We start from the raw sequence: 24303 nt of genomic DNA, 5'->3' as shown, positions 1-24303 counted from the left end.
CCGGCGGGAGGCGTCGGGGGTGCGCCCTCAGTGCGATCCGGCTCAGGCGGCGGGCAGGCGCAGCGTGAACTCCGTGAATCCCGGGCGCGAGGTGACCTCGGCGGTGCCGCCGTGGGCCTCCATCACCGACTGGACGATCGCCAGGCCCAACCCGGTCGAGTCCTTCGACACCCCCGAGCGCGTGCGCGCCGAGTCGGCGCGGACGAACCGCTGGAAGACCGTGGGCTGGATCTCCGGCGCGATGCCCGGCCCGTCGTCGGTGACGGTGATGACGGCCCGGTCGCCGTCGCGGCGCACCGCGACGGTCACCTCGGTGCCCTCCGGGGTGTGCTTGCGGGCGTTGGCGAGCAGGTTCGCGACCACCTGGTGGAGGCGGTGCGGGTCGGCGTGGGCATATACCTCCACCTCGGGCAGGTCCACGCCCCAGTCGTACGCCGCGTCCGCCGCCTGGGCGTCGCTGACCGCGTTCAGGACCAGGTCGCGGAGGTCGACGCGGGTCAGCTGGAGGTCGGGCTTGGAGTCCATGCGGGCCAGCAGGAGCATGTCCTCTACCAGGCCCGACATCCGCTCGGCCTCCGACTCGACGCGCGACATCGCGAAGGCCGTGTCGGGCGGCAGCTGGTCGCGGTCGCGGCGCGTCAGCTCGGCATAGCCGCGGATCGCGGCCAGCGGGTTGCGCAGCTCGTGCGACGCGTCGGCGACGAACTGGCGCACCTTCGACTCGCTCGCCCACCGCGCCGACAGCGCGCCCTCGACGTTGTTGAGCAGGTGGTTGAGCGCCGAGCCGACCTGGCCGACCTCCGTACGCGGGTCCGCGTCCTGGGGGGCCACACGCACCGGCAGTGCGACCTCGCCACGGTCGAGGTCGAGCTGCGAGACCTGCTGGGCGGTGCCGGCGAGCCGGTTCAGCGGGGCGAGCGCCGACACCACGAGACGGCGTACGGCGAACACGGCCAGCGCGATGCCCAGCAGCGTCAGCAGCACCGCCATGCCAACCATCTCGGCCAGCGTGTGCTTCATGTCGCGCAGGGGCAGGGCGACGATCTGGACGCCGTCGGGCCGCTCCACCGCCTTCACCCGGTAGTCGCCGAAGCCCGGCACGTCGACGGTCTCGCTGCCGCGGTCGGGCTCGACCTGGAGCAGGCGGGCGATGGCCTCCGCCGACAGGGTGCGCTGACCGTCGGCGTCGTCGGAGACCACCGAACCGGTGCCGAAACCCGTCGACGTGTTCATCCGTACCACGATGGTGCCGACCGGCTGGCCCATCACCGCGGTGGGCGGGCCCCCGCGGTCACCACCCCACTTGTCGCGGGGCCCGCGCTCGACCTGGCGCGACGTCGCCGCGTCGAGCTGGCGGTCGAGCGAGCGCGTCATCAGCTGGGACGTCGACAGCACCGTCAGCGTCGACAGCAGGATCGCCGTGAGCGCGACCAGGACGGTCACGTGCACGGCGAGGCGGCGACCGAGCGTGCCGCGGCCCAGCGGCGAGATCGGCTCGAGCTCGGCGCCCCGGCCATGCTGTGGGTGGGCGATCGGCTGTGGGTGGGGCACCGGCTGCGGGTGGGGGAGCGGCTGCGGAGGCAGGGACATGGCGTACGCGGCCTCAGACCGCCGGGCGCAGCACATAGCCGGCGCCGCGCATCGTGTGGATCATGGGCGCACGGTCGTGATCGATCTTCTTGCGCAGGTAGGAGATGTAGAGCTCGACGACGTTGGCCTGGCCGCCGAAGTCGTAGTTCCACACGCGGTCGAGGATCTGCGCCTTCGACAGGACCCGGCGCGGGTTGCGCATCAGGTAGCGCAGCAGCTCGAACTCGGTCGCGGTGAGGTTGATCTGGTCGCCGCCGCGGGTGACCTCGTGGGAGTCCTCGTCGAGGGTCAGGTCGCCGACGACCAGCATCGAGTCGGCGCGCACCAGCGAGGCACCGGAGCGGCGCAGCAGCGCGCGGAGGCGGGCGATGACCTCCTCCAGCGAGAACGGCTTGGTGACGTAGTCGTCGCCGCCGGCGGTCAGGCCGCCCACGCGGTCGGCGACGGCATCTTTCGCGGTGAGGAAGATGACGGGGATCTCCGGCTGCTCCGCGCGGATGCGGCGCAGGACCTCCAGGCCGTCGAAGTCGGGCAGCATCATGTCGAGCACGATCGCGTCGGGCCGCACCTCGCGGGCGACCTTCACCGCCTCCGAGCCGGTGCCGGCCGTGGAGACCTCCCAGCCCTCGTAGCGCATCGCCATCGACAGCAGCTCGGTCAGCGACCGCTCGTCGTCGACCGTGAGCACGCGGATGGGCGAGCCGTCGGGGCGGGTGAGCGCGGGTTCCTTCGTCGTCATGCATCAACTGTGACACCGCTGTGTGGGGCTGGGCTATGCGAATCCTGTGTGAAGTCTGTGAGGGGTCGGCTGGAGCGCGGCGCACGGCTGTGGTGGGGTGGGCACATGATCGAGCAGCGGGACCTGGGCGGGCTGGACTGGTTCGTCGTCCGCGGCGAGGTCGAGGACGCGTACGCGGAGCTCGGCGAGGCCTGCCGTGACCGCATCCGCCGCGCCGTCGGCAGCGCGGCGGTGATGGGCCCCGTGCACCGCCGCGCCGAGCGGTCCCCGTTCCTCGGCGACGTACTCGCCGCGACCCGACGCTCGCCCCGGCACGCCATCCTGCGCGGCCTCGCCCGCGGCGCCGACGTGCCCGTCGCCGAGATCGAGCTGCTGAACCTTCGCGGCGACCTCGGCACCGACGGCCTCGGCTGCACCGACGTGGCGCTGCGTACGCCCGAGGGCGTCGTCTCGGCCCACAACGAGGACAACGAGGCCGACTTCGACCCCGTGGCGCTCACCCTGCGCGTGTCGGGTGAGCCTGCGCGCTGGGTGTTCTGGACGCCGGGGATGGTGCCCGCCAACACCTATGTCGTGGGTGAGCGCGGGTTGGCGTACGGCTGCGACTCGATCACTGTGCCCCGGCCCGCTGCGGCTCAGGGGCGCCACTTGGCCGCGTACGCGCTGGCGGGCGCTGGCTCGCTGGCGGAGGTGCGCGATCTGCTGCCGCGTACGCCGTCGGCCGGTGGCTTCCACTACGCGGTGACGGACTGGACCACCGGCGCTTACGCGGGGTTCGAGCGTGTCGCCGACCGGTGTGTGGAGATGCCAGAGGCGCCGGTGCAGTGGCACACCAACCACCTGCGTGTGCTCGACGGCGACGAGCCTTCTGAGAACAGCCTCGTCCGCGGGCGCACGGCCTCGGGCTGGGTGATGCCGTCAGGTGATCCGGTCGGGTGGTGCCTCGACCAGCTGGCGCGTACGCCGATGCCCGACGGCGTGCACCGTCCCGGCGCGACGCTGGGGACGATGGTGCTCGACACGCGCCCGCCGACCGCGCGGCTCACGATCGCCGCGGGCGGGCGTGACCCGGTCACGTGCGAGATCGGTGACCTGCTTGTGTGATCTCAACCGCGCCACCTGTAGAAGATGCCGCGACGTCGTCCCGCCGGGCTGGAGGGCTCCAACACTCCTTGTTCTGCGGAGCCTTCAGCTCGTCGACCGAGGAGTCAGGCCGGGTCGTAGTCGCTGACGTTCGTGGAGCCTGTGGCGCGCGGCTTGGCGGCGTCGATGTCGTCGAGCTCATCGTCGGTGGTGCGCTTGAACAGCTGGTCGATGGCGAGGCGGCCGGCACCGAAGACGGTGAGCAGCAGCGCCAGCCCGGCCTGGACGCCGAGGTATTCGAAGCCGCCGTTGCTGAGGAACGGGCCCTTGAAGTAGCGGGTCCACAGGATGATCATCACGAACTCGACCGTGAGCGCGAGCGAGACAAGCGGTGTCAGGAGGCCGAACACGAGGAACAGGCCACCGATGATCTCCAGCAGGGTGCCGCCCCAGGCCATGACCATCGGCTGAGGGGTGCCGAACTGCGCGAGGAAGTCGATCTGCTTCTGCATGCCGCCGTCGCCGGTCCACCGCTGCCAGCCGCGCAAGATGAGCAGGGCACCGAAACCGACGCGAACGATCAGCAGGGCCAGGTCGCGCAGGGCGTGGATCAGGCCGGCCATGGGGGTTCCTCCTCGAGTGGATGCCTGACCACCCTAACGGCCCGGACGCCGATCTCCGCGCGGAAACGCCACGGGACCGTACTCGCCGTTGGCCCCGCAGGCGTCGCCCGTCGCGGTCGCGGGACGCGTCGTAGGCGGGATCGGTGATGGGTGCCGCGTCCCGTCAGTGCTCGCGCGAAGCGCCGGGGGACCTGACGATGGCGGGGTGCGGCGGCGTACCGTGGCCCTCGACCATTCGAGGAGGAACCATGACCACCAACGTGAAGGCCTGGGCGGCCCCGGCCGCCGCCGCGCCGCTGGAGGCGACGACCATCGAGCGTCGTGACCTGCGCCCCGACGACATCCGCATCGAGATCCGGTACGCGGGGATCTGCCACTCCGACATCCACACCGTGCGCGGCGAGTGGGGCGAGCAGCGCTACCCGATCGTGCCCGGCCACGAGATCGCGGGCGTGGTCACCGAGGTCGGGTCGGCCGTGACGAGGTTCGAGGTCGGCGACCACGCCGGCGTGGGCTGCATGGTCGACTCGTGCGGGGAATGCCCGCCCTGTTCCGCCGGCGAGGAGCAGTACTGCGACCGCGGTGCCGTGTTCACCTACGCCTCCCACCACCCCGACGGCGAGGTCGCCCAGGGCGGCTACAGCCAGCAGATCGTCGTCACCGAGGGATTCGCCCTCCACATCCCCGACTCCATCCCGCTCGACCGGGCCGCGCCGCTGCTGTGCGCCGGCGTCACGACGTTCTCGCCGCTCGAGCACTGGGGCGTCGGCCCCGGCACCCGCGTCGCCGTCGTCGGCATGGGCGGTCTGGGCCACATGGCCGTCCAGATCGCCGCGAAGATGGGCGCCGAGGTGACGGTGCTGTCCCAGACCGAGGACAAGAAGGCCGACTCGCTGCGGTTCGGCGCGAAGGACCACCGCGCCACGGCCGACGGCGAGGTCTTCGGCGAGCTGAGCCGCTCGTTCGACCTCATCCTCAACACCGTGTCGGCGAAGATCCCGCTGAACAAATATCTGGGGATGCTCGACCTCGACGGCACGATGGTCAACGTCGGCCTGCCGACGGACAAGCTCGAGTTCAACGTCGGCCTGCTGACCTCACGTCGCCGCTCCATCGCCGGCTCCAACATCGGCGGCATCGCCGTCACCCAGCGCATGCTGGACTTCTGCGCCGAGCACGGCATCGCCGCCGAGGTCGAGGTCATCGGCGCCGACCGCATCAACGAGGCGTACGACCGCGTGGTGCGCTCCGACGTGCGCTACCGCTTCGTCATCGACACCGCCACGCTCTGACGGGCCACGCCCCGACCGGGGCGGGAATTGCGCCGGCCGGCGGTGGGATCCCACCGCCGGCCGGCGTCGTCTCGGTCGGCTCAGGCGATCTCGACGTGGTCGATCTGGGCCCAGCGGTCGCCGCGGGCGAAGCGGATCGTGTTCTGCCCCGCCTTCAGCCGGACGTTGATGCGGGCCTCGCGGACGGTGCCCCAGCCGGTGTTCGGGTAGGAGATCGTGCCCTGCGACACCCCGTTGGCCGACACCTTGTGGGTCGCGGCGCCGAAGCCGGCGTCGTACGCGACGTTCGCGGTGTAGTCGCCGGCCGTCGGCACCCACACGTTCATCTCGACGAACGAGTCGGCGTAGTCGATCTTGCCGACGGTCGCACCCTGCGAGTAGCGCGAGCTCTTCATGACCTGAGCGTGGTTGACCCGGCCGCGCTCCGCCTCGTAGCGCACGCGCGAACCGCGCACGACGGGGTTGCCACCGGGGAACCCGAGGTCGGCCACGTAGACGCCGCGCGCGGTGCGCTTGGAGTCGAGCCAGCCGTGGAACACGATCTTGTCGCCCTGCGGCGTGGAGACGATGTCCTGGCCGCCGGGGCCGTCGACCTTGCCGTTGAGCGAGGCGTTGGTCATCAGCGGGCGGTACGCCTTGGTGAACGTCCCGGTCAGCGACGTCGCCGTCGCGTACGAGGTGAAGTAGGAGCCGTTCCAGAACTCGCCGCCGGAATAGAAGAGGACGTACTTGCCGCCGCGCTTGACCATCACGGGCGCCTCGATGATGCCGTGCTCGTGGGGCGCGTCGTTCGAGATGAGTGCGCGGCGGGCACCGATCTTGGTCATGCCGTCGGGGCTGAGGCGCTGCAGCCATAGCGTCGTGCGCTGGCGGATCGCGTTGCCGTCGTTCTTGTAGATCAGCCACAGGCTGCCGTCGGTGTCGCGGAATGTGCTCGCGTCGATGGCGCCGCCCTCGCGGGAGTCGCACTGGAACGACTTCGCATGGGGCGTGAACGGGCCGAGCGGGCTGGCTGCGCGGGCGATGCCGATGCACTGGCGGCCGGTGGCGCGGTCGTTGGCCGTGAAGTACATGCGGAAGTCGGTCGGCCCGATCTGGGTCACCTCCGGCGCCCAGTAGTGCTTGCCGGTCGACCAGGGCGCGTTGGCCGGCATGACGTCGCGCGGCGCGCTCCAGGGGCCGGCCAGTGACTTCGACGTACGCACGGGTACGCGCTGGCCCTGGTTGGTCGCGTACATGTAGTAGGTGTCGCCGACGCGGATGACCTCTGGGTCGGGGTGGTTCGCGGCGACGACCTTCGCCGGAGCGGCCGTGCCGCCGCCGAGCGCGTACGAGGCGCCGGTCGCGGCGAGGGTGGCGGTGCCTGCGAGGGCGGCGGCGGTGACGAGGGCCGTGAGGCGGCGCATGTTGGGCTCCCGCGGGTGAGGGGGTGTTGGGTGCCCCCATCACACCGCCCCCGGGCGTCCGACGCCATCCTCCGGTGTGCGGATCGTTCCACCTTGTGCCAGGTGGCCCCGCCGGTGTCAGGCAGCCAGGCGTGCGCCCTCGGCGAGGTCCTTGATGGTCTGGGCCGCATCGGCGACGGCCGCCGTGAGGTCGCTGTCGCCGCCCACCCGCAGCGTGAGCTCGGTGCGCGAGGGGTCGGCAGCCGGGAGCACATCGAGCGAGCCGAGGTGGTGGACGGGCGAGCCCCACGACAGCGTGGCCTCGGGCTCGTCGATGCGCAGCCACACTGTGGCGTCGCCCTCACTCGTGCGCGGCATGTGGGCGGAGAGGAAGGTCTCGTCGTTGAGGATCCGGAAGAGCTCCGTCGCTGGGAGGTCGACGGTGAGCGCGTGTTCGTGGATGTTCATTGCGGGTCCTGCTTCTCGTACGGCGCAGCCCCCCTATGGGGCCACGATGGTGCCGACCCTTCGGTAGGTCGACGGATCACGGTACGCGGCGGCTCTCGACACGCGTCAAATCGGCGCGCCGGTAGGCTGGGGTGCGAACCGGCCCTGACCAGCCGGGACACGACCCGAGGAGGACCCATGTGCAAGCCCGTCGAGTGCCCGAAGTGCCACAACACCACGTGGCAGGGCTGCGGTGAACACGTCGACCAGGTGAAGGCCCAGGTGAAGCCCGAGGACTGGTGCACCTGCCCGCGCGACTGAGCGCGCTGTCCCGGGCGGCGGTGCGGCCGTCGGCCCGGGTCAGTCCAGGCGCGGGATGCGCCGCAGCAGGAGGGACAGCCCCAGAGCCACCGCCCACAGGGTCGTGACCATCGCGACCACGCCCGGCCAGGCGGCGGCGCTCCACGCGAACCCGACGAGTGCGCCGAACAACGACGAGCCCAAGTAGTAGGCGAACAGGTAGAGCGACGCGGCCTGCCCCGTGCCGCCGCCGCCGAGCGCCGCGCGCGCGGCGACCCAGCCCGACGCCACGCCGTGCGCGGCGAAGAAGCCGGCGGTGAACACGCCCAGGCCCAGCACGACCGCCCACAGCCACGGCGCGAGCGTGACGAGCAGTCCGGCCATGCCGACGAGGATGGCCACCGGGACCACCGCGCGGTGGCCGAACCGGTCGGCCTGGCGGCCGGCGTACGAGCTCGCGAACGACCCCACCGCGTACGACAGGAACACCAGCGACGCCAGCCCCAGCGGCAGCGAGAACGGCGGCGCGGCCAGCCGGAACCCCATGGCGTTGTATGCGGCGACGAAGCCGCCCATCAGCGTGCCGGAGATCCCGTAGAGCGCCAGCAGCGCCGGATCGGTGAGGACGCGGCGCGCGGTCGCCCAGACCTCCGAGGCGCGCGCGGGGACGGCGACGAAGTTGCGCGATCGCGGCAGCAGCACCAGCACGACGACCGAGCACACCAGTCCCAGCAGGCCGATCGAGCCCAGCGCCCACCGCCAGCCGAGGTGGTCGCCGACGAACCCGGCGAGCAGGCGCCCGCTCATGCCGCCGATGGCCGTGCCGCCGATGTAGAGCCCGGTCGCCCGCGCCGTGGTGCTGGGGTGGACCTCCTCGCGCAGGTACGCCGTCGCGACGGCGGGCAGGCCCGCCAGCAGCAGGCCCTCCGCCCCGCGCAACGCCAGCAGCACGGGCCAGGTCGGGGCGGCGGCGCACGCGAGGCCGGCGAGCGACGAGGCGAACAACGAGCCGAGCATCAGCGGAGTGCGGCCCCACATCTCGGTGCCCGGCCCGGCCAGGAGCAGCGCGATGCCGAGCCCTAGGGTCGTCACCGACACCGAGAGCGTCGTGGTGGCCTCGTCTATGCCGAAGACGGTGCCGAGCTCCGGCAGCAGCGGCTGGGTGGTGTAGAGCAGCGCGAACGTGGCGAGCCCGGCGAGGAAGAGCGAGACGACGATCCGCAGGTACGCGGGTTCGCCCGGGCGGTGTCCTGGGAACGCGCGCGTGGACGAGGTCACCCCACAGGCCTATCACGTCGTTCTACGATCGACCTCACGTCTTCGTCGGCGAGAACGTCTACGAGGTGAGGAGGTGCCCATGACCCCACCCGACCTGTCCACGCCAGACCTGCGCCATGCCGAGGTCACGACCACCATCGGACGGCTCGACGTCGTCGTCGACACCACGGCGACGGGCGACGCCGTGGTCGGCATCTATTTCCCCGGCCACTGGACGCGGCCCGACCGCGGCGCATGGGGCCGGACGGTGGAGGTCGAGTCGGTGCCGCTCGTCGGTGAGGTCGTCGGCCAGCTGGAGTCCTACTTCGCGGGTCGGCGTACGTCGTTCGACCTGCCGCTCGACCTGCGCGGTCCCGAGTTCCAGCAGCGGGTGTGGGCGGTGCTCCAAGAGATCCCTTACGGCGCGACCATGACCTACGGGGCGATCGCCGCACGCCTGGGCTCACGGAACGCCCAGCTCGTGGGCCAGGCCGTGGGGCACAACCCGGTGTCGGTAGTGGTGCCGTGCCACCGTGTCATCGGTGCGGACGGGACGCTGACGGGCTATGCCGGGGGCGTGGACCGCAAGTCCTGGCTGCTCGAGCTCGAGGGGGCCGCGCCGCCGTCGCTGTTCGACGAGGTCCCCACGTTCGGCCAGTCCTGATGCGCAGCCCCTTCGACGCGGCCGTGGCCGAGCACGGTGCGACGGTCCTGCGGGTGTGCCGGGCGATGCTCGGCCCGGTCGACGCCGACGACGCCTGGTCCGACACGTTCCTCAAGGCGCTGCGCGCGTGGCCCGAGCTGGCCGACGACGCCAACGTGGAGGCCTGGCTGGTGACCATCGCCCGTCGTGCCTGCCTCGATTCCCTGCGGCGGCGTACGCCCGTCCCCGTCGACCGCACGCCCGACGGACCGTCGACGCTGGGCAATCCCGCCCCGCCCGAGCCGGTGTGGCAGGCGGTCGCCGGGCTGCCGCCGCGCCAGCGCGACGTGCTGGTGCTGAAGTACGCGGCGGGGCTGCCGTACGCCGAGATCGCCGCCCGGCTGGGCGGCACCCCCGAGGCGGCCCGCCGGGCCGCCTCCGACGCGCTGCGGGCCCTGCGAGCCCAGAAGGAGTCCCTGTGATGACTGTCGACCGCGACCTGCTCGACAGGCTCGACCCTCCGGCGGTCTCCGACGCCGACGTGCGCCGCCTGAGGGTGGGTCTGGCGCGTCGTGCCGCCGGGGCGGGGTTGGTGGACGTGGCCTGGCGTCACTTCGACTCGCCCTTGGGGCGCCTCACCCTGGCGGCGACGGAGCGCGGCCTGGTCCGTGTCGCGTTCGCCGACGAGGGTGACGTCCTCGACCTGCTCGCCCGCGAGGTCTCCCCGCGGGTGCTCCACGAGCCCGACCGGCTCGACCCCGTCGCCCGCGCGCTCGACGACTACTTCGCGGGCCGCCCGATGGCCGAGGTCGACCTCGACCTGCGCCTGGCCCACGGGTTCCGCAGGGAGGTCCTCGACCAGCTGCGGACGATCCCCCACGGCCAGACCCGCAGTTATGCCGAGGTGGCGGCGGCCGCCGGCAGCCCCCGCGCCGTGCGCGCGGTGGGAACGGCCTGCGCGCTCAACCCCGTCCCGGTCGTCGTGCCCTGCCACCGGGTGGTGCGCTCCGACGGGACGCCGGGCGCCTACCGGGGCGGCACGACCGCCAAGCGGACGCTCCTCGCGCTCGAGCACGTGGGCTGAGCGGCGCCCGTCCGCGCGCACCTCGGGCCGTGCGCGTGGAGCACAGCCGATTGACGGTCGGCCCCCGTACGATGGCCAAGTGATCCGTCTCGTCCGCCTGCTGCTGGCCGGGCTGCTGGTGCTCATGCCCGCGCTCGTGCCCGGCGTCGCGTACGCGAACGACGAGCAGGCCGCGACGATCACCATCGACCAGTTCGACCCCGCCGTCCCCGCGCGCGAGTCGACGATCACGATCCGGGGCCGGGTGACGAACACCTCGGGCGAGACGCTGACGCTGGCCCAGGTGCTGATGTGGCGCGACTGGTCACCCGTCACCACCGCCGAGGGTCTGGCGGCCACGCTGACGTCCGCGCCGACCCAGCCCTACGGGGGCCGCGTCACCGAGCCGGGTGCGTTCCAGAACCTCACCACCGACGCCAAGCCCTCGCTGGCGCCGGGGGAGACCGTCCCCTTCCAGGTGCAGGCCGCGGTGAGCCAGCTCGAGCTCCCGCGCACCGGTGGTGTCTACCTGATGGGGGTCCACGTCGTCGGCAAGGCGGGGCGACGCGGCAACGCCACGCTTGGCCGTGCGCGGGTCCTGGTGCCGCTGCCGCGCCAGGGCACCGCGGCCGCCCAGACCGACCAGGTGCGCGTCCCGACGGTGGTCGTGCTGTCGAGCGCTCCTTCGATGGTCGCGCCCGGGGTGTTCTCCGACGACCACCTCGCCGACGAGCTCGCCGCCAACGGCCGCCTGAGCCGGCTCATGCGGGCGGCGGCGCGTCCCGACGTGTCGTGGGCGATCGATCCCGCGCTGCTGGAGTCGGTCCGGGCCATGGCGACGGAGTCGGGCTACCAGGTGCGCCAGACCGATGGCGCGACCTTCCCCGGCACGGGGAGCGCGATGGCCAGGCGCTGGCTGGCCGACTACGAGAGCCTGCAGGGGCAGCGCGGGTTCCGTACGCCGTTCGCCGTCCCCGACATGGCCACGATCGCCCACCAGGGCCTCGAGGAAAGCTTCCGCCGCGTCCAGGCCGCCGGTGAGCAGGTCTCAGAGACGTCGTCGTTGCCGCTGCTCGGTTATGTCCGCGAGGGCCAGGTCGACGCCGAGACGGTTGCGTGGCTCGAGCGCCTCGAGCCGGCCGTCATCCTCGCGTCCGACACCACGACCTCCCAGTCCTACCTGACGCCGCTGACCACGGCCCCGCTGCTGGCCTACGACCCCAACGCGTACGCCGGCGGCCCCGGGCCCGAGCCGCGGCTGACGTCGGTCCACGTGCGCCAGCGCGTGCTGGCCGACACGTGGGTCGCCGCGGCCGCCCACGCGGCCCCACAGGTCCATGTCGTCACGGAGGGCGCGGAGGCCGACGCCGACATCGCCGCGGACGCCCCGTGGATCAAGCGCATGCCGCTGACCGACCTGCTGCGCGAGAAGCCGGCGGAGTGGAACCAGCAGCTGGGCTACACCACCCAGATGCGCGACCGCGAGCTCGACCCGGCCCAGCTCGACCAGATGCGTCAGGTCAGCCGCGCCCAGGCCGCGTACGCCGAGATCCTGCCCGACCCGGTGCCCCGTCAGCGGCTGACGAACTCCCTCATCGCACGCACGTTGTCGAGCTGGTGGCGGGGCGACCCGGCGGCCTACCGCACCTGGGTCGAACCGCTGCTCGCCGAGTCGCGCGACCTCCTCGGCGGTGCCAAGATCAACCTCACCTCCCAGCGCACGGTGATCATGTCCGGCCAGAGCGGGTCGTTCCCGATGACGGTGACGAACAAGCTCGACCACCCGGTGCGCGTGGCGATCGACTTCACCTCCGACCAGCCCCAGCGCCTGTCCTTCGCGCGTCACAACGACATCGTGGTGCCGGCGCAGCAGTCGACCACGGTCAACGTGACCGGCCGCGCTGCCGCCAACGGCCCGGTCATGGTGACCGCCCAGCTGGTGACCCCCGACGGCACCCGGATCGGCCGGGGCCGCCGGCTCGAGGTGCGGGCCACCAACTTCGGGTTCGTCGGGTGGATCATCGTGGTGGCCTCGGGCGTCGTGCTGATCTCGACGACGGCCTTCAGGATCCGCCAGGTCGCGCGTGAGAGGGTGGCGTCGATCGCTGCACGCCGCGTGACCACGAGCGACGCCCCGCAGGACGACGAGCAGGAGGAGGGGAGCCAGGAGTGAGCGAACGTCCCGGTGTCTCCGACGACACCCAGCCCCACTCGCTGTCCGCCGCCGACCTGCCCACCGGGCGCATGGACCCGGTCGAGCTCGAGGACACGATCCGCCCCGAGTTCGAAGACACGGTCCGTCCCGAACCCGGGCCGGCCGCCGATGACGACGACTCCCCGGCGACGAGTCGGCTGGTCTCGGCCGGGGCGCTGATGGCGGCGGGCACGATGGCCTCCCGCATCCTCGGCTTCGTCCGGGTGATGCTGCTGGCCTTCGTGATGGGCAACGGCTCGCGCCAGGCCGACATGTTCGAGCTGGCCACGGTGGTCCCGACGTCGCTGTACATCCTGTTCGCCGGCGGTGCCCTCAACACGGTCCTCGTGCCGCAGATCGTGCGGGCGGTGAAGAACGACCCCGACCGGGGCGAGGCCTACACCAACCGCATCATGACGGCGTTCCTGCTGATCATCGGCTCGATCGCGGTGGCCATCACGGTGGCCGCGCCCTGGGTGATCGGCCTGTACGCCCACGGCACGTGGCGCGCGCCCGAGATGGCCGCCCACTACCAGATGATGGTCTTTCTGGGCTATCTGTGTCTGCCGTCGGTGTTCTTCTACGGCGTGTTCTTCCTGCTCGGCCAGGTCCTCAACGCCCACGACCGGTTCGGCCCCATGATGTGGGCACCGATCGCCAACAACGTCGTCCAGGTGGGCGTGCTGCTGACCTACCTGGGCGTGTGGGGGCGCTCCGACGGCTCGGCGCCGTTCACCACCCAGCAGGCGCTGCTGCTGGGCGGCGGTGCCACGTTCGGCATCGTGTCCCAGACGCTGGTGATGATCTATTTCCTGCGCAAGCTCGATTTCCGCTTCCGTCCGCGCTTCGACCTGCGCGGCACAGGCCTGGGCCACACGTTCCACCTGGCCAAGTGGACGCTCGGGTTCGTCCTGGTCAACCAGCTCGCGCTCATCGTCGTCGACAAGCTGGCGACGTCGGCGACCGTCGGCGGTGCGGGCGCCGGTCTCGCCGCCTACGGGCGCGCGTACCTCATCTGGATCTTGCCGCACTCGCTCATCACCGTGTCGCTGGCCACGGCCATGCTGCCGTCGGCGTCCCGCATGGCCGCGGAGGGAGACCTCGTCGGCGTACGCCGGGAGACGATGCGGACGATCCGGCTCACGACGTCGGTGCTGCTGCCGGCCGCGGCCGCGTTCATCGCGCTCGCCATGCCGGCCACCCACCTGCTGTTCGGTCACGGCTCGGGCGCCGACGACGCGAAATACATCGGCTGGACGCTGATGGCGTTCGCGATCGGGCTGGTGCCGTTCACGATCCAGTACGTCTGCCTGCGCGCCTTCTACGCGTTGGAGGACACGCGCGCCACGTTCTTCCAGCAGTGCGTGATCGCCGCCCTGAACGTCGTGTTCGCCGTCGTCTTCGTCGTCCCGGTGCAGCGTCCGGAGCTCGTCGCGCCGGGCCTGGCGCTGGCCTACTCGCTGTCGTACGTGTTCGGGCTCGCGCTGTCCTACCACCGCCTCGGCAAGCGCCTGCCGGGCCTGTCGGTCACCGCGCTCGTACGCCACCTCGTCCGCGTCGGCCTGGCGGTCGCGCCCGGTGCGGCGCTGGCGTGGTTCATCACGACGAAGGTCGGCGAGTCGATGCTCGCCCAGGCCCTCGGCCTCGTGGCGGGCGGGCTGGTCGCGCTGGCCCTGTTCTTCGTGCTGGCGCGGGTGCTGCGCATCCACGAGGTCAACGAGATCGTCTCGACGGTGCTGCGCCGCGGCCGGCGCACGCCGGACGATCCCGACGTCGACACCCCCGCCGAGCAGGGTGGTGACACGGCCGACCAGTCGGCCCACCTGGTCGAGCTGGAGGAGGAGCGGGAGGTCGTCTCGGTGCCGTTCCCCGATGCCGAGGCCGAGACCTATCCCGTGGCGGCGGTGGCGGTCGCCGACGATGACGACGACGTCGAGGACACGGCCGAGGAGGTCCATCCGGTGCGGGCGCGTGCAGGCACCGACCTGGCCGGCCGCTATCGCCTCGAGGAGGTGCTCGTACGCCGGGCCACGACCCAGACCTGGCGCGCGTTCGACGAGGTCCTCTCGCGGCCCGTGCTGGTTCACCTGCTGCCCGCCGGCGAGGAGTTCGACCACATCGTTGCCTCGGCGCGCAAGGCGGCGCTGGCCACCGACGCGCGGTTCCTTCGCGTGCTCGACGTGGCCCGCCCGACCCACGAGGAGGCGGGACGCACGTCGCCCGACGACGAGCCCGGTTTCGGGGCCTACATCGTCTGCGAGTACGCGCCGGGGGTGACGCTCGAGACGCTGCTGACCTCCGGGCCGCTCAGCGCGCTGGAGGCGGCCTGGATGGTGCGCGAGGTGGCCGACGCGCTCGCCGGCATGCACGCCCAGGGGCTCTACCACCAGCGCATCTCGCCCGACACGATCATCGTGACCGCGGCGGGCAACATCAAGATCGTCGGCTTCCTGCTCGAGGCGTCGATGTCGCCGCTGCCCATCCGGTTCGCCCACTCCGACGACCCCGAGGTCGTCGACGTGATGGACCTGGGCCGCCTGCTGTACTGCACACTCGTCTCCCGCTGGCCGGGCGGCCACGCGTACGGCATGGCTGCCGCCCCGACCGACTCCGAGGGTGACCTGTTCACGCCGCGTCAGGTCCGGGCGGGCGTCTCCCCGGCCCTCGACCGCGTGTGCGACCAGATCCTCAGCGACCTGCCGCGCGGCAAGGAGGCGCCACTGCGCACCGCCACCGAGGTTGCCGACGAGCTGGGGCGCGTGCTCGGCACGGCCGACGCGTCCCACGACCTCGAGCGGCGCATGCGCTACCCGGTGCCGGTGGTGAACGTCGACGCCGATGAGGCCATGCCGGCCCAGTCTCCCGGCTCGGCGTTCGACGGGGGCGCCGACCCGACCTACTTCGGCGGCGCCCAGGTCGCCTCGGACGACGTCCCGACAGGACGCCAGCGTCCCGTCACCCCGCGTACGCCCGACGACGTCGAGCCCACCGACCCGATCGGGCGTGTCAGCGCGCCGGTGGCGCCGCGTGAGCCGGTACGCCGGCCCTGGATCACCCGGCTGGTCGTGCTGGTGCTGGTGGTGCTGATCGGCTCGTTGATCGCCGTCGCGATGCGGCTCGGTGGTGAGCGTGCGGCTCCCGCACCGACCCCGGCGCCCCACACGCCGGGCGTGCTGCGCATCGTCTCGGCGTCCGACTTCGACCCCCAGGGCGACACCCGCGAGGAGAACCGCGACCAGGTCCCGCTGGCGGTCGACGGCAACCCGGCCACCGCTTGGCTGACGATGATCTACCGCAACCAGGACATGGACAAGGACGGCGTCGGCATCGTCCTCGACCTGGGGGCGCCGCGGGCGGTCAGCGAGGTGACGGTCGCGCTGAAGGGAACCGGCACCTCGCTCGACCTGCGTGTCCCGGCCCGCGACGCAGACTCGGCCGGTGCGACGAGCCCGCCCACCGACCATCGCGGCTGGAAGGTCGTCGCGCGGGCGACCGACGCCGCAGAGGGGGCGCGCCTCGCGCCGGAACATCCGGTGACGACCCGGTTCCTGCTGGTCAACCTGACGAGGCTGCCGAAGATCCCCCAAGGCCACCAGGGTGGTATCGCCGAGGTCACGGTCACCGGCTGAGACTTTCTTCATCACCGGCTCTGGCGTAGTTTGTCCGTGCTGCACATGTGTCGCCCCGGACGCGGTTCGGTTCCGGTCTGTCGGGCGTCACGGTCCTGGGAGAGGGGGGAACGTGTCCGACGAGCGCACGGATCATGAGCTGCTGCGCGCCCACGTGGACGGCGACCCCCAGGCCTTCGGCATCCTCGTCGAGCGACACCGCGACCGCTTGTGGGCGGTGGCACTGCGGACGATGCGCAACCCCGAGGAGGCCGCGGACGCGCTTCAGGAAGCGTACATCTCTGCGTTCCGGCGCGCCCACACCTTCCGCGGCGACGCCCAGGTCACCACGTGGCTACACCGCGTCGTCGTGAACTCCTGCCTCGACCGCATCCGGCGCAACAAGGTACGCCGGGCCGAGCCGCTCCCCGAGGACCCCGACCGGGCGGCCGAGCTCGGGGTGGCCGACGACACCGACGACATCGAGGTGAAGGAGCGCCGGGCCGACGTGGTGGCGGCGCTGGCGCGCATCAACCCCGACCAGCGGGCCGCTCTGGTGCTGGTCGACATGGAGGGCTACTCCGTCGAGGAGGCGGCAGCCATTCTGGGATGTGCGGTCGGCACGATCAAGAGCCGGTGCGCCCGTGGCAGGGCGAAGCTCGTCCCGCTGCTGCAGCACCTGCGCGAGCCGGCTGCTCGAGAATGCCCCCGGCCTCGGGGACAATGGGTGTCCGACCACATGGGTGAGCCCTCAAAGGTTGAGATGTGAGTCACAGGGAACCGGGGGATCCGTGTTCGACGTCCAACCCGGGACACCCCTGCAGGTGTCAGGTGACCGAGAGGTCAGGGCCGCCATCAGGATTGAGGAAATCGTGAGCATTGACGCGACACATGTCACCGTCGACCAGATCGCCGACGCCGGCGAAGACCTGCTGACCCCCGACGAGGCCGTCGTCGTCGAGAGCCATGTCGCCGTGTGTGCCGAGTGTCAGGAGACGGCAGCCGCCGTCGATGCCACCACGGCGCTGCTCGCCGCCGACCCCGCCCCCGCCATGCCCGACGACGTCTTCACGCGGCTCGAGGCCGTCGTGGCCGCCGAGTCCGAGCGCCGCGAGTCGGGCCGGGCCGCGCAGGAGGAGGCCCAGGCCTCCGCCGCCGCGATCCGGCGTACGGCGCTCGGCACGTTCGGCCAGAACCCCGCCTACGGCACGAAGCCCGTCCTGCGGCCGCGCGCCCACACCGCCTGTCAGGAGTGACGCGAGGGGCCCACCCCGACCGACTCCTGCCTGCGCCCAGTTGGTCCCCCGAATCGCCGTTCCGGGGCCAGTTCCTGCCATTCCGGCGAAATTGCCGATTTCTCATCGATTGGGCGAACCCGGCGGCGTGATGTGACGTCACGATGTTCGACCTCGCGCTGAACCGCCGTCACCGCAACGCCGCTCGCCTTGCAGGGGCCGCGTTCAACCCCGTCGTGCTGCTCCTGCGTGTGGTCGCCTGGTCCGGCGAATGGGATGCCGTCCCGCGGACCGACCCAGCGGTTAGGGTGCAGAATCCTAACCAGGGAAGGAAAGCATCATGTCCACCGCAACGGAGCACAAGGAACCACCTCCCCAGCAGTCGAAGGCGCTGGCCGCGGCGCTGAAGAGTTTCGAGGTCATCGAGCGGGTCGGCAACAAGCTGCCGCACCCGTTCTGGCTGTTCGTCATCCTCGCGCTCCTGACGATCGTCGCCAGCGCCGTGCTGAACGCCATGGGCGTCCAGGTCCACCACCCCGCCACCGGAAAGGTGATCGCGGTCAAGAGCCTGCTGACGACCGAAGGCGTCAAGACGATGCTCGGTGACGCCGTCACCAACTATGCGAACTTCCCGCCGCTGGCCACGATTCTGACGACGATGCTGGGCATCGCCGTGGCCACCCGTTCGGGCCTCATCGACACCGTGCTGCGTAACACCGTCACGCGCGTCCCCGGCAAGTTCGTCACCTTCGCCCTGGCGATGACGGCGATGATCGGGCACGTGGCCGGCGATGCGGCGTACGTCGCCCTCATCCCGCTGGGCGCCATGGTGTTCCGCGCGGCGGGGAAGTCTCCCATCCTGGGCGCGATCGTCGCGTTCGTGTCGATCTCCGCCGGCTACGACGCCTCGCCGTCGCTGACGACGACCGACGTCCTGCTGTCCGGCATCACCACGGCGGCCGCGCGCACCATCGATCCGAACGCGCTGGTCACGCCGGTGTCCAACTACTGGTTCGGCCTCGCGTCGTCGTTCGTGGTCGCGCTCACCATCACGGTAGTCGTCGAGACGATCCTGACCCGGCGCAGCGACCTGCAGGTCGACGACGACTACAGGGACGAGGAGGAGGTCACCCAGGAGTCGCTGCAGGTGACTCCGCTGCAGCGTCGCGGCCTGCGCTGGGCCGGTGTCGTGGGCGTGCTCTTCATCGCCACGATCGTCGTGGCGATGATCCCCCACGGCTCGGCCCTGCGTGGCAAGGGCGGCGACATCCCGAGCTCTCCGGTCTTCACCGGCATGGCGCTGGTGCTCGGCATCTTCTTCACCCTGATGGGTGTTGTCTACGGATTCGTGGCCAAGGAGTTCGAGAAGGCCGAGGACGTGGTGAAGGCCATGGCCGGCGGCATCGCCTCGCTGGCGCCGATCCTCGTGCTGTTCTTCGCGATCAGCCAGTTCCTGGCGTACTTCAAGTGGAGCGGGATCGGCGAGGTGATCGCGGTCTCCGGGTCGCACGCGCTGGACCGGTCCGATATGCCGGCCTGGCTGATCCTGCTGCTGATCGCGATCATCATCTCGGTCATGAACTTCGTCATCACGTCCGGGTCGGCGATGTGGGCGCTCGCGGCACCCATCTTCGTGCCGATGCTCATGCTCGTGGGCATCGACCCGGCGACGACTCAGGCGATGTATCGCATCGCCGACTCGGTGACGAACTGCGTCACCCCGATGAGCCCCTACTTCGTGATGGCGCTCGGTTTCATGCAGCAGTACCGGAAGTCGGCTGGTATCGGCACGCTGGCGTCCTTCACGATCCCGATCGCTGGTGTGGTTTGGGTCGTGTGGGTCCTGTTCTTCATGGCCTGGTTCCTGCTGGGCCTTCCCTTCGGCATCGGAAACGGGTGATCCCATGACTCTCGACCAGATCCGCGGGCGCAGCGAGGAGCTGCGCCAGGAATTCCTCGACGACGTGGCGGCGCTGTGCCGCATCGAGTCGAACTCGTACGACCGGCCGGCGCTCGAGCGGTGCGCCGACCACGTCGTGGCGCTCGTACGCAGGCTCTGCGGCGAGCCCACGAGCGTGGAGCGCGTGGAGGGCGGCGAGCACGGGGACTGCTTCGTGCTCACCTTCGCCGGCAGTCGCCCCGGGCGCGTCGCGCTCGTCGGCCACTACGACACGGTTTGGCCCGCTGGAACTCTCGCCGGGTGGGACGTCGCGGACGACGACGAGCGGCTCAGTCTTCCCGGCGTGTTCGACATGAAGTTCGGCCTCGTTCAGGGCCTGTACGCCCTGCGGGTCGTCGACGGGCTGGGGCTCGACCGCCCCGAGGTCGCCCTCGTCATCAACGGCGACGAAGAGATCGGCTCACCTGCCTCGCGACCCACCATCGAGCGGGTGTGCGCCGATGCGGACGCCACACTCGTCCTCGAGGCGGCGGCCCCGGGTGGCGCGATCAAGTCGGGCCGTAAGGGCGTGGGCATCGTGGGCGTGGAGGTGACCGGCGTCGAGTCGCACGCCGGCCTCGAGCCGGAGAAGGGCGCGTCCGCCATCCATGCGATGGCCGAGGTCGTCACCCAGCTCGTCGCCCTCGCCGACCCTGGGGCGGGAACGACGGTCAACGTCGGGCTGGTGGAAGGCGGCAGCGGCTCCAACGTCGTTGCAGGGAGGGCGACCGGGTTGGTCGACATCCGTGTCCCCGATGCCGCAGAGCAGGAGCGCGTCGACCGGGGGCTGGACGGGCTGCGGGCCTCGGACCCCCGCGTACGCCTGCGCCTCGACCGGAACTGGAACCGGCCGCCGATGGCCCTCGATGACACGTCCAGGCCGCTCCTGGGCCGAGTCAAGGACGTGGCCGCACGCCTCGGGCGCCCGCTCGAGGACGTGGCCGTCGGCGGTGCCAGTGACGCGAACTTCGTGGCCGGGATCGGACGCCCCGTGGTGTGTGGTCTGGGGGCCGAGGGCTCGGGTGCCCATGCACGTCACGAGTACGTCGAGCCGGGCTGTGCGCCGTTCCGCATCGCCCTGGTGGCCGGCGTGATCGCGGGGGTGTGACTCAGGGCAACCGGGTCGACTCGAGGAAGCGGCGCAGCACCTCGTTGAAGGCGTCGGGGTTGGTGAGGTTGCTTGGGTAGTAGGCCCGGGGGATCGTCTCCATGCGCGCGCCGGGCACCTGGTTGAGCAGCCGGTGCATCACCGTACGCATCCACGGGGCGCCGTCGCACACCACGCCGAGCGTCGGCATGGTCAGCGACCGCAGCTCGCGGGAGAAGTCGACGGAGTTCTGGGCGCGCTGCTGGAGTGCCTGCTCGTCGAGCCTGCCGTCGGCGATGAACGCGCCGAGCACGCTCGCGGCCTCGGGCCAGCGAGGGATGTACGGCGACATCGCAGACGACCGGAGCAGCGCCTTCGGCAGCCGGTAGACGCTGGGGGTCACGGTCGCCGACAGCTTCATGAGCTTCTCGGTCGGCGTACGCCCGCGGGTCTCGGCCCAGGTGTCGACGAGCGTCAGTGAGCGGACCATCGATGGGTGGTCGATCGCGAACCGCTGGGCGACGGCGCCGCCATAGATCGTGCCGACGACGTGTGCGCGGCGCACCTGCAGCTCGTCGAGCAGGAGGACGAGGTCGTTGGCCTGCGTACGCACCACCTGGTCGACGGGCACGTCGAGCTCGGGGGAGCGTCCGTTGCCGCGCAGCGTGACGGCGATGGCGCGGTGGTCCCGGCCGAAGTGGTCGAGCTGGTGTGCGAACATTCGCTCGTCGCCGCCGATGACGGGCAGGAAGACGATGGCCTCGCCGTAGCCGCGTTCCACGTGATGGATCATGGCTCCAGTATCGGTGGTCGCCCCAGCCCGCCGGGTGTGCGGGTCAGTGCTCGACGATCTTCGTGGGGGTGACGCGCACCACCAGTCGAACAGTGCCCTCGGGTTCGGTCTTCCAGTCCTGTCCCGTGTATTTCTGCGAGAGCTCGTCGATCAGCGAGGCGGGGTCACGCTCGAGCTCGGCGGTGCCGCGGATCTCCACGTAGTGGTAGGGGTTCTCCGGGTCGTACATGAGCAGGCTCACCCGCGGATCTCGGCGCATGTTCTTGGGCTTCTGGCGGCCCTCGACGGTCGAGAAGACGACCTGGTCGCCCTCGCGCCTGACCCACATCGTGGTCAGCTGTGGGGAGCCGTCGGGGTTGATCGTGGACAGCACGGCGAACGTCCTGCCGTCGAGCAGGCGGCGCGCGGACTCGGTCAGTGTGACTTGGGTCATATCCGGTGAACCGCGAGGGTGTCGACGCTATTCCCCGACGGCGAGAGTTGAACTATCAACCAGATTGTCTATAGTGGTGTGCGATTGGTTGAAATATCAATCGCATTGGGGTCACCCCCGTGAGACCACCGCACCCGAACGAAAGCCCGACAAATGCGCAACCTCATCACCCCTCCCTCGACCGTCCGCGACGCCGCACTGCTCGTCACCCGCCTCCTGCTGGGCGTCGTCCTCATCGCCCACGGCTGGCAGAAGTTCAGCGAGTGGGGCATCGCCGGCACGACCCAGAGCTTCGAGAAGATGGGCGTCCCCGGCGCCGCCGTGGCCGCTCCCGTGGCCGCCGTCATCGAGCTCGTGGGCGGCGTGCTCATCCTCCTCGGCGTGGCCACCCCGGCCGTCGCCCTGCTCGTCGCGCTGCAGATGTTCGGCGCGTTCCTGTTCGCCCACACCGGCAAGGGCCTGTTCGTGAAGAACGGCGGCTGGGAGCTCGTCGGCATGATCGGCGCCGCCTGCATCGCGCTCGTCGGTGCCGGTGCCGGTCGCTTCTCCGTCGACGGCCTGCTGGGGCGCCGTGCGGCCGCCGACGACGCCGTCGTCACCCGCGAGGACGAGCGCATCAACGCCTGATCGGCGCGTACGACCCCCGCGTACACGAAGACCACGAGACACAGACGCCGGGCCGCCCCGAGGGGTGGCCCGGCGTCCGTGCGTCCGGAGGGGTCAGGCCTCGGGGTCGAGGCCCTCGATGCGCTGCGCGAGCGCCTCGTCCTTGGCCTCGGCCTCGCTGCGCACGCGCTTGAGGAAGTCCTTCGTACGCTGGTGGCGCGGGTTCTGCAGCACCTGGCTGGGTGCGCCCTGCTCGACGACCTGGCCGTCGGCCATGAAGACCACGCGGTCGGCCACCTCGCGGGCGAAGCCCATCTCGTGGGTGACCACGACCATCGTCATGCCGTCCCCGGCGAGCTGGCGCATGACGCCCAGCACCTCGCCGACGAGCTCGGGGTCGAGCGCCGAGGTCGGCTCGTCGAACAGCATGAGGCGCGGTTCCATCGCCAGCGCGCGGGCGATCGCGACGCGCTGTTGCTGGCCGCCGGACAGGTGGGCCGGGTAGAAGCCGGCGCGGTCGCCGAGCCCGACCTGCTCGAGCAGCTTCAGCGCGTTCGCCCTCGCCTCGGCCTTCGGTACGCCCTTGACCTGGACCGGTGCCTCCATGACGTTCTGCAGCGCCGTGAAGTGGGGGAACAGGTTGAAGCGCTGGAACACCATGCCGATGGACGCGCGCTGGCGGGCGATGTCCTTCGGCCTGCGCACGTGCAGGCGGCCCTTGCGCTCCTCGAGCCCGATGAGCTCGCCGTTGACCCAGATGCGGCCCCCCGTGAGCGTCTCCATCTGGTTGATCAGGCGCAGGAACGTCGTCTTGCCCGAGCCGGAGGGGCCGAGGAGGCAGACGACCTCGCCGGGGTGGACCTCGAGGTCGATGCCCCTGAGGACTTCGACGTGGTCGAAGGACTTGTGCACGTTGACGGCGCGGACGACCGGTTCGCCGCTGCGGTCGACGTGGTCGTCGATGTCGTGCGGGTCGTAGCCCTCGGGCTCGGTGCCGTTCAAGGGTTCACCGGCGGCGGTGCTCAATGGTCTGCTCCCAGTCCCACGGGGACGTCGGGCTTCTTGCCGCCGAACCCCTTGCCGAAGTGACGTTCCAACCAGGCCTGGCCGACCATCAGGATGCTGGTGGCCAGCAGGTAGTACAACGTGGCCGAGATGAGGACGGGGAACGTCTGATAGGTCCGCGAGCCGATCGACTTCAGCTGGAAGAACAGCTCGGTCGACAGCGGGATCGCGATGAGCAGCGAGGTGTCCTTCAGCATGGCGATGGTCTCGTTGCCCGTCGGCGGCACGATGACGCGCATGGCCTGCGGCAGCACGACGCGCCACATGGCCTTGCCCGGGCTCATGCCGAGCGCCTGCGCGGCCTCCTTCTGGCCGGGGTCGACCGAAAGGATGCCGGCACGCGCGATCTCGGCCATGTACGCCGCCTCCGAGGCCGCCATGCCGATCACGGCACCGGCGAAGCCCGCGAAGATCTGGTTGGCATCGAGCGTCAGGAACCGCATGTTCCCGTCGATGCCGAGCAGTTGCATGATCTTCCAGTCGAAGGGCACGCCGAACGAGATGCCGTCCTGGAAGACGATGCCGAGCGCGCCCATGATCGTCAGGAGCACGTAGCGCGGCACCGCGCGGAAGAACCACGTGTACGCCCACGACACAGCCGAAAGGATCGGGTTGTCGGACAGGCGCATCACGGCGAGGATCACACCGCCGATGACACCGAAGAGCATCGAGAGCAGGGTGACGATGAGGGTGCCCTTGATGAACCCCTCGATGACGGGCTTCTGGTTCATCGCCTCGAAGATGAACGGCCAGTCGAACGCGGGGTTGAACAGGAGCATGTTGACGAACATCGCCAGGAGGACGGCGATGACGGCCACGGCCACCCAGCGCCACGGGTGGCGCACGGGGACGGCTTCGATGCGGCCGGGGCGTTCGGCGGCGTCCCCGGCCGTCTCAGGTCGCTTCGTGGTGTCCGACATG

At 71.0% G+C, this 24303-nt stretch carries 23 protein-coding genes; 13 read left to right on the top strand and 10 right to left on the bottom strand.

Annotated features, from left to right (window positions below):
* Positions 1-42: 42 nt before the first annotated feature.
* On the bottom strand, positions 43-1590 hold the full coding sequence (locus tag ACYVGD_RS02300) for a sensor histidine kinase (protein ID WP_460741359.1): 1548 nt from the start codon (positions 1588-1590) through the stop codon (positions 43-45).
* Between the two features lie 13 nt (positions 1591-1603).
* Positions 1604-2329 (bottom strand): response regulator transcription factor, encoded by a 726-nt coding sequence (locus ACYVGD_RS02295; protein WP_460741358.1) that lies wholly within the window; start codon positions 2327-2329, stop codon positions 1604-1606.
* A gap of 105 nt (positions 2330-2434) precedes the next feature.
* Between ACYVGD_RS02295 and ACYVGD_RS02290 the strand changes: the two genes are divergently transcribed.
* Complete coding sequence (locus tag ACYVGD_RS02290) at positions 2435-3433, top strand: C45 family autoproteolytic acyltransferase/hydolase (protein WP_460741357.1); 999 nt, start codon at positions 2435-2437, stop codon at positions 3431-3433.
* 104 nt (positions 3434-3537) lie between these two features.
* On the opposite strand, the gene ACYVGD_RS02285 is transcribed toward ACYVGD_RS02290, so the two are convergent.
* Complete coding sequence (locus ACYVGD_RS02285) at positions 3538-4035, bottom strand: DoxX family protein (protein ID WP_460741356.1); 498 nt, start codon at positions 4033-4035, stop codon at positions 3538-3540.
* A gap of 248 nt (positions 4036-4283) precedes the next feature.
* Here ACYVGD_RS02285 and ACYVGD_RS02280 point away from each other — a divergent pair, with 248 nt between their 5' ends.
* Positions 4284-5327, top strand: coding sequence for an NAD(P)-dependent alcohol dehydrogenase (locus ACYVGD_RS02280; RefSeq protein ID WP_460741355.1), 1044 nt, complete (start codon positions 4284-4286; stop codon positions 5325-5327).
* Positions 5328-5407: 80 nt separating this feature from the next.
* On the opposite strand, the gene ACYVGD_RS02275 is transcribed toward ACYVGD_RS02280, so the two are convergent.
* Positions 5408-6733: a family 43 glycosylhydrolase gene (locus ACYVGD_RS02275; protein WP_460741354.1), complete on the bottom strand. Its 1326-nt coding sequence runs from the start codon at positions 6731-6733 to the stop codon at positions 5408-5410.
* 117 nt (positions 6734-6850) lie between these two features.
* A complete protein-coding gene (locus ACYVGD_RS02270) occupies positions 6851-7180 on the bottom strand; it encodes a hypothetical protein (protein WP_460741353.1) in 330 nt (109 codons plus the stop codon).
* A gap of 177 nt (positions 7181-7357) precedes the next feature.
* On the opposite strand from ACYVGD_RS02270, the gene ACYVGD_RS02265 reads away from it, so the two are divergent.
* Positions 7358-7480 carry a hypothetical protein gene (locus tag ACYVGD_RS02265; RefSeq protein ID WP_460741352.1) on the top strand — a complete coding sequence of 41 codons (123 nt, stop codon included), beginning with the start codon at positions 7358-7360 and terminating at the stop codon, positions 7478-7480.
* A gap of 39 nt (positions 7481-7519) precedes the next feature.
* Here the strand turns inward: ACYVGD_RS02265 and ACYVGD_RS02260 are convergent, their stop codons facing one another.
* A complete protein-coding gene (locus tag ACYVGD_RS02260; RefSeq protein WP_460741351.1) occupies positions 7520-8737 on the bottom strand; it encodes an MFS transporter in 1218 nt (405 codons plus the stop codon).
* A 79-nt stretch (positions 8738-8816) separates the two neighbouring features.
* Between ACYVGD_RS02260 and ACYVGD_RS02255 the strand changes: the two genes are divergently transcribed.
* The 9 genes from ACYVGD_RS02255 (at position 8817) to ACYVGD_RS02215 (ending at position 20506) form a co-directional block, all read left to right on the top strand.
* Complete coding sequence (locus tag ACYVGD_RS02255) at positions 8817-9380, top strand: methylated-DNA--[protein]-cysteine S-methyltransferase (protein ID WP_460741350.1); 564 nt, start codon at positions 8817-8819, stop codon at positions 9378-9380.
* Complete coding sequence (locus tag ACYVGD_RS02250) at positions 9380-9841, top strand: RNA polymerase sigma factor (RefSeq protein ID WP_460741349.1); 462 nt, start codon at positions 9380-9382, stop codon at positions 9839-9841. The genes ACYVGD_RS02255 and ACYVGD_RS02250 overlap by 1 nt, the downstream gene beginning before the upstream one ends.
* The gene (locus ACYVGD_RS02245) at positions 9841-10443 is read left to right on the top strand and encodes a methylated-DNA--[protein]-cysteine S-methyltransferase (RefSeq protein WP_460741348.1); all 603 of its coding nucleotides are present in this window, start codon (positions 9841-9843) and stop codon (positions 10441-10443) included. The genes ACYVGD_RS02250 and ACYVGD_RS02245 overlap by 1 nt, the downstream gene beginning before the upstream one ends.
* A 79-nt stretch (positions 10444-10522) precedes the next feature.
* Positions 10523-12595, top strand: a complete 2073-nt coding sequence (locus ACYVGD_RS02240; RefSeq protein ID WP_460741347.1) for a DUF6049 family protein — start codon at positions 10523-10525, stop codon at positions 12593-12595.
* Complete coding sequence (gene murJ / locus ACYVGD_RS02235) at positions 12592-16245, top strand: murein biosynthesis integral membrane protein MurJ (protein ID WP_460741346.1); 3654 nt, start codon at positions 12592-12594, stop codon at positions 16243-16245. The genes ACYVGD_RS02240 and murJ overlap by 4 nt, the downstream gene beginning before the upstream one ends.
* A gap of 112 nt (positions 16246-16357) precedes the next feature.
* Positions 16358-16993, top strand: a complete 636-nt coding sequence (gene sigM / locus ACYVGD_RS02230; protein ID WP_460741345.1) for an RNA polymerase sigma factor SigM — start codon at positions 16358-16360, stop codon at positions 16991-16993.
* A 103-nt stretch (positions 16994-17096) separates the two neighbouring features.
* On the top strand, positions 17097-17480 hold the full coding sequence (locus tag ACYVGD_RS02225) for a hypothetical protein (protein WP_460741344.1): 384 nt from the start codon (positions 17097-17099) through the stop codon (positions 17478-17480).
* A 319-nt stretch (positions 17481-17799) separates the two neighbouring features.
* Positions 17800-19359: an AbgT family transporter gene (locus ACYVGD_RS02220; RefSeq protein ID WP_460741343.1), complete on the top strand. Its 1560-nt coding sequence runs from the start codon at positions 17800-17802 to the stop codon at positions 19357-19359.
* A gap of 4 nt (positions 19360-19363) precedes the next feature.
* A complete protein-coding gene (locus tag ACYVGD_RS02215; RefSeq protein ID WP_460741342.1) occupies positions 19364-20506 on the top strand; it encodes a M20 family metallopeptidase in 1143 nt (380 codons plus the stop codon).
* A gap of 1 nt (position 20507) precedes the next feature.
* On the opposite strand, the gene ACYVGD_RS02210 is transcribed toward ACYVGD_RS02215, so the two are convergent.
* Together ACYVGD_RS02210 and ACYVGD_RS02205 are read right to left on the bottom strand one after the other, a co-directional pair.
* Positions 20508-21278 carry an alpha/beta fold hydrolase gene (locus ACYVGD_RS02210; RefSeq protein ID WP_460741341.1) on the bottom strand — a complete coding sequence of 257 codons (771 nt, stop codon included), beginning with the start codon at positions 21276-21278 and terminating at the stop codon, positions 20508-20510.
* A gap of 43 nt (positions 21279-21321) precedes the next feature.
* Positions 21322-21711 (bottom strand): PPOX class F420-dependent oxidoreductase, encoded by a 390-nt coding sequence (locus ACYVGD_RS02205; protein ID WP_460741340.1) that lies wholly within the window; start codon positions 21709-21711, stop codon positions 21322-21324.
* A 153-nt stretch (positions 21712-21864) separates the two neighbouring features.
* Here ACYVGD_RS02205 and ACYVGD_RS02200 point away from each other — a divergent pair, with 153 nt between their 5' ends.
* A complete protein-coding gene (locus tag ACYVGD_RS02200; protein ID WP_460741339.1) occupies positions 21865-22338 on the top strand; it encodes a DoxX family protein in 474 nt (157 codons plus the stop codon).
* 93 nt (positions 22339-22431) lie between these two features.
* Here ACYVGD_RS02200 and ACYVGD_RS02195 read toward each other — a convergent pair whose 3' ends face one another.
* Positions 22432-23280 carry an amino acid ABC transporter ATP-binding protein gene (locus ACYVGD_RS02195; protein ID WP_460741367.1) on the bottom strand — a complete coding sequence of 283 codons (849 nt, stop codon included), beginning with the start codon at positions 23278-23280 and terminating at the stop codon, positions 22432-22434.
* Between the two features lie 59 nt (positions 23281-23339).
* On the bottom strand, positions 23340-24302 hold the full coding sequence (locus ACYVGD_RS02190) for an amino acid ABC transporter permease (protein ID WP_460741338.1): 963 nt from the start codon (positions 24300-24302) through the stop codon (positions 23340-23342).
* Between the last annotated feature and the right edge of the window lies 1 nt (position 24303).

The sequence above is a fragment of the Mariniluteicoccus endophyticus genome, assembly GCF_054780035.1.
The sequence above is the reverse complement of the archived record's forward strand: the minus strand, read 5'-3'. Positions and strand labels throughout refer to the sequence as shown.

Coding starts and splice junctions, on each gene's coding strand:
- ACYVGD_RS02300 (WP_460741359.1), bottom strand. CDS start 1,590: ATGTCCCTGCCTCCGCAGCCGCTCCCCCACCCGCAGCCGGTGCCCCAC.
- ACYVGD_RS02295 (WP_460741358.1), bottom strand. CDS start 2,329: ATGACGACGAAGGAACCCGCGCTCACCCGCCCCGACGGCTCGCCCATC.
- ACYVGD_RS02290 (WP_460741357.1), top strand. CDS start 2,435: ATGATCGAGCAGCGGGACCTGGGCGGGCTGGACTGGTTCGTCGTCCGC.
- ACYVGD_RS02285 (WP_460741356.1), bottom strand. CDS start 4,035: ATGGCCGGCCTGATCCACGCCCTGCGCGACCTGGCCCTGCTGATCGTT.
- ACYVGD_RS02280 (WP_460741355.1), top strand. CDS start 4,284: ATGACCACCAACGTGAAGGCCTGGGCGGCCCCGGCCGCCGCCGCGCCG.
- ACYVGD_RS02275 (WP_460741354.1), bottom strand. CDS start 6,733: ATGCGCCGCCTCACGGCCCTCGTCACCGCCGCCGCCCTCGCAGGCACC.
- ACYVGD_RS02270 (WP_460741353.1), bottom strand. CDS start 7,180: ATGAACATCCACGAACACGCGCTCACCGTCGACCTCCCAGCGACGGAG.
- ACYVGD_RS02265 (WP_460741352.1), top strand. CDS start 7,358: ATGTGCAAGCCCGTCGAGTGCCCGAAGTGCCACAACACCACGTGGCAG.
- ACYVGD_RS02255 (WP_460741350.1), top strand. CDS start 8,817: ATGACCCCACCCGACCTGTCCACGCCAGACCTGCGCCATGCCGAGGTC.
- ACYVGD_RS02250 (WP_460741349.1), top strand. CDS start 9,380: ATGCGCAGCCCCTTCGACGCGGCCGTGGCCGAGCACGGTGCGACGGTC.
- ACYVGD_RS02245 (WP_460741348.1), top strand. CDS start 9,841: ATGACTGTCGACCGCGACCTGCTCGACAGGCTCGACCCTCCGGCGGTC.
- ACYVGD_RS02220 (WP_460741343.1), top strand. CDS start 17,800: ATGTCCACCGCAACGGAGCACAAGGAACCACCTCCCCAGCAGTCGAAG.
- ACYVGD_RS02215 (WP_460741342.1), top strand. CDS start 19,364: ATGACTCTCGACCAGATCCGCGGGCGCAGCGAGGAGCTGCGCCAGGAA.
- ACYVGD_RS02210 (WP_460741341.1), bottom strand. CDS start 21,278: ATGATCCATCACGTGGAACGCGGCTACGGCGAGGCCATCGTCTTCCTG.
- ACYVGD_RS02205 (WP_460741340.1), bottom strand. CDS start 21,711: ATGACCCAAGTCACACTGACCGAGTCCGCGCGCCGCCTGCTCGACGGC.
- ACYVGD_RS02200 (WP_460741339.1), top strand. CDS start 21,865: ATGCGCAACCTCATCACCCCTCCCTCGACCGTCCGCGACGCCGCACTG.
- ACYVGD_RS02190 (WP_460741338.1), bottom strand. CDS start 24,302: ATGTCGGACACCACGAAGCGACCTGAGACGGCCGGGGACGCCGCCGAA.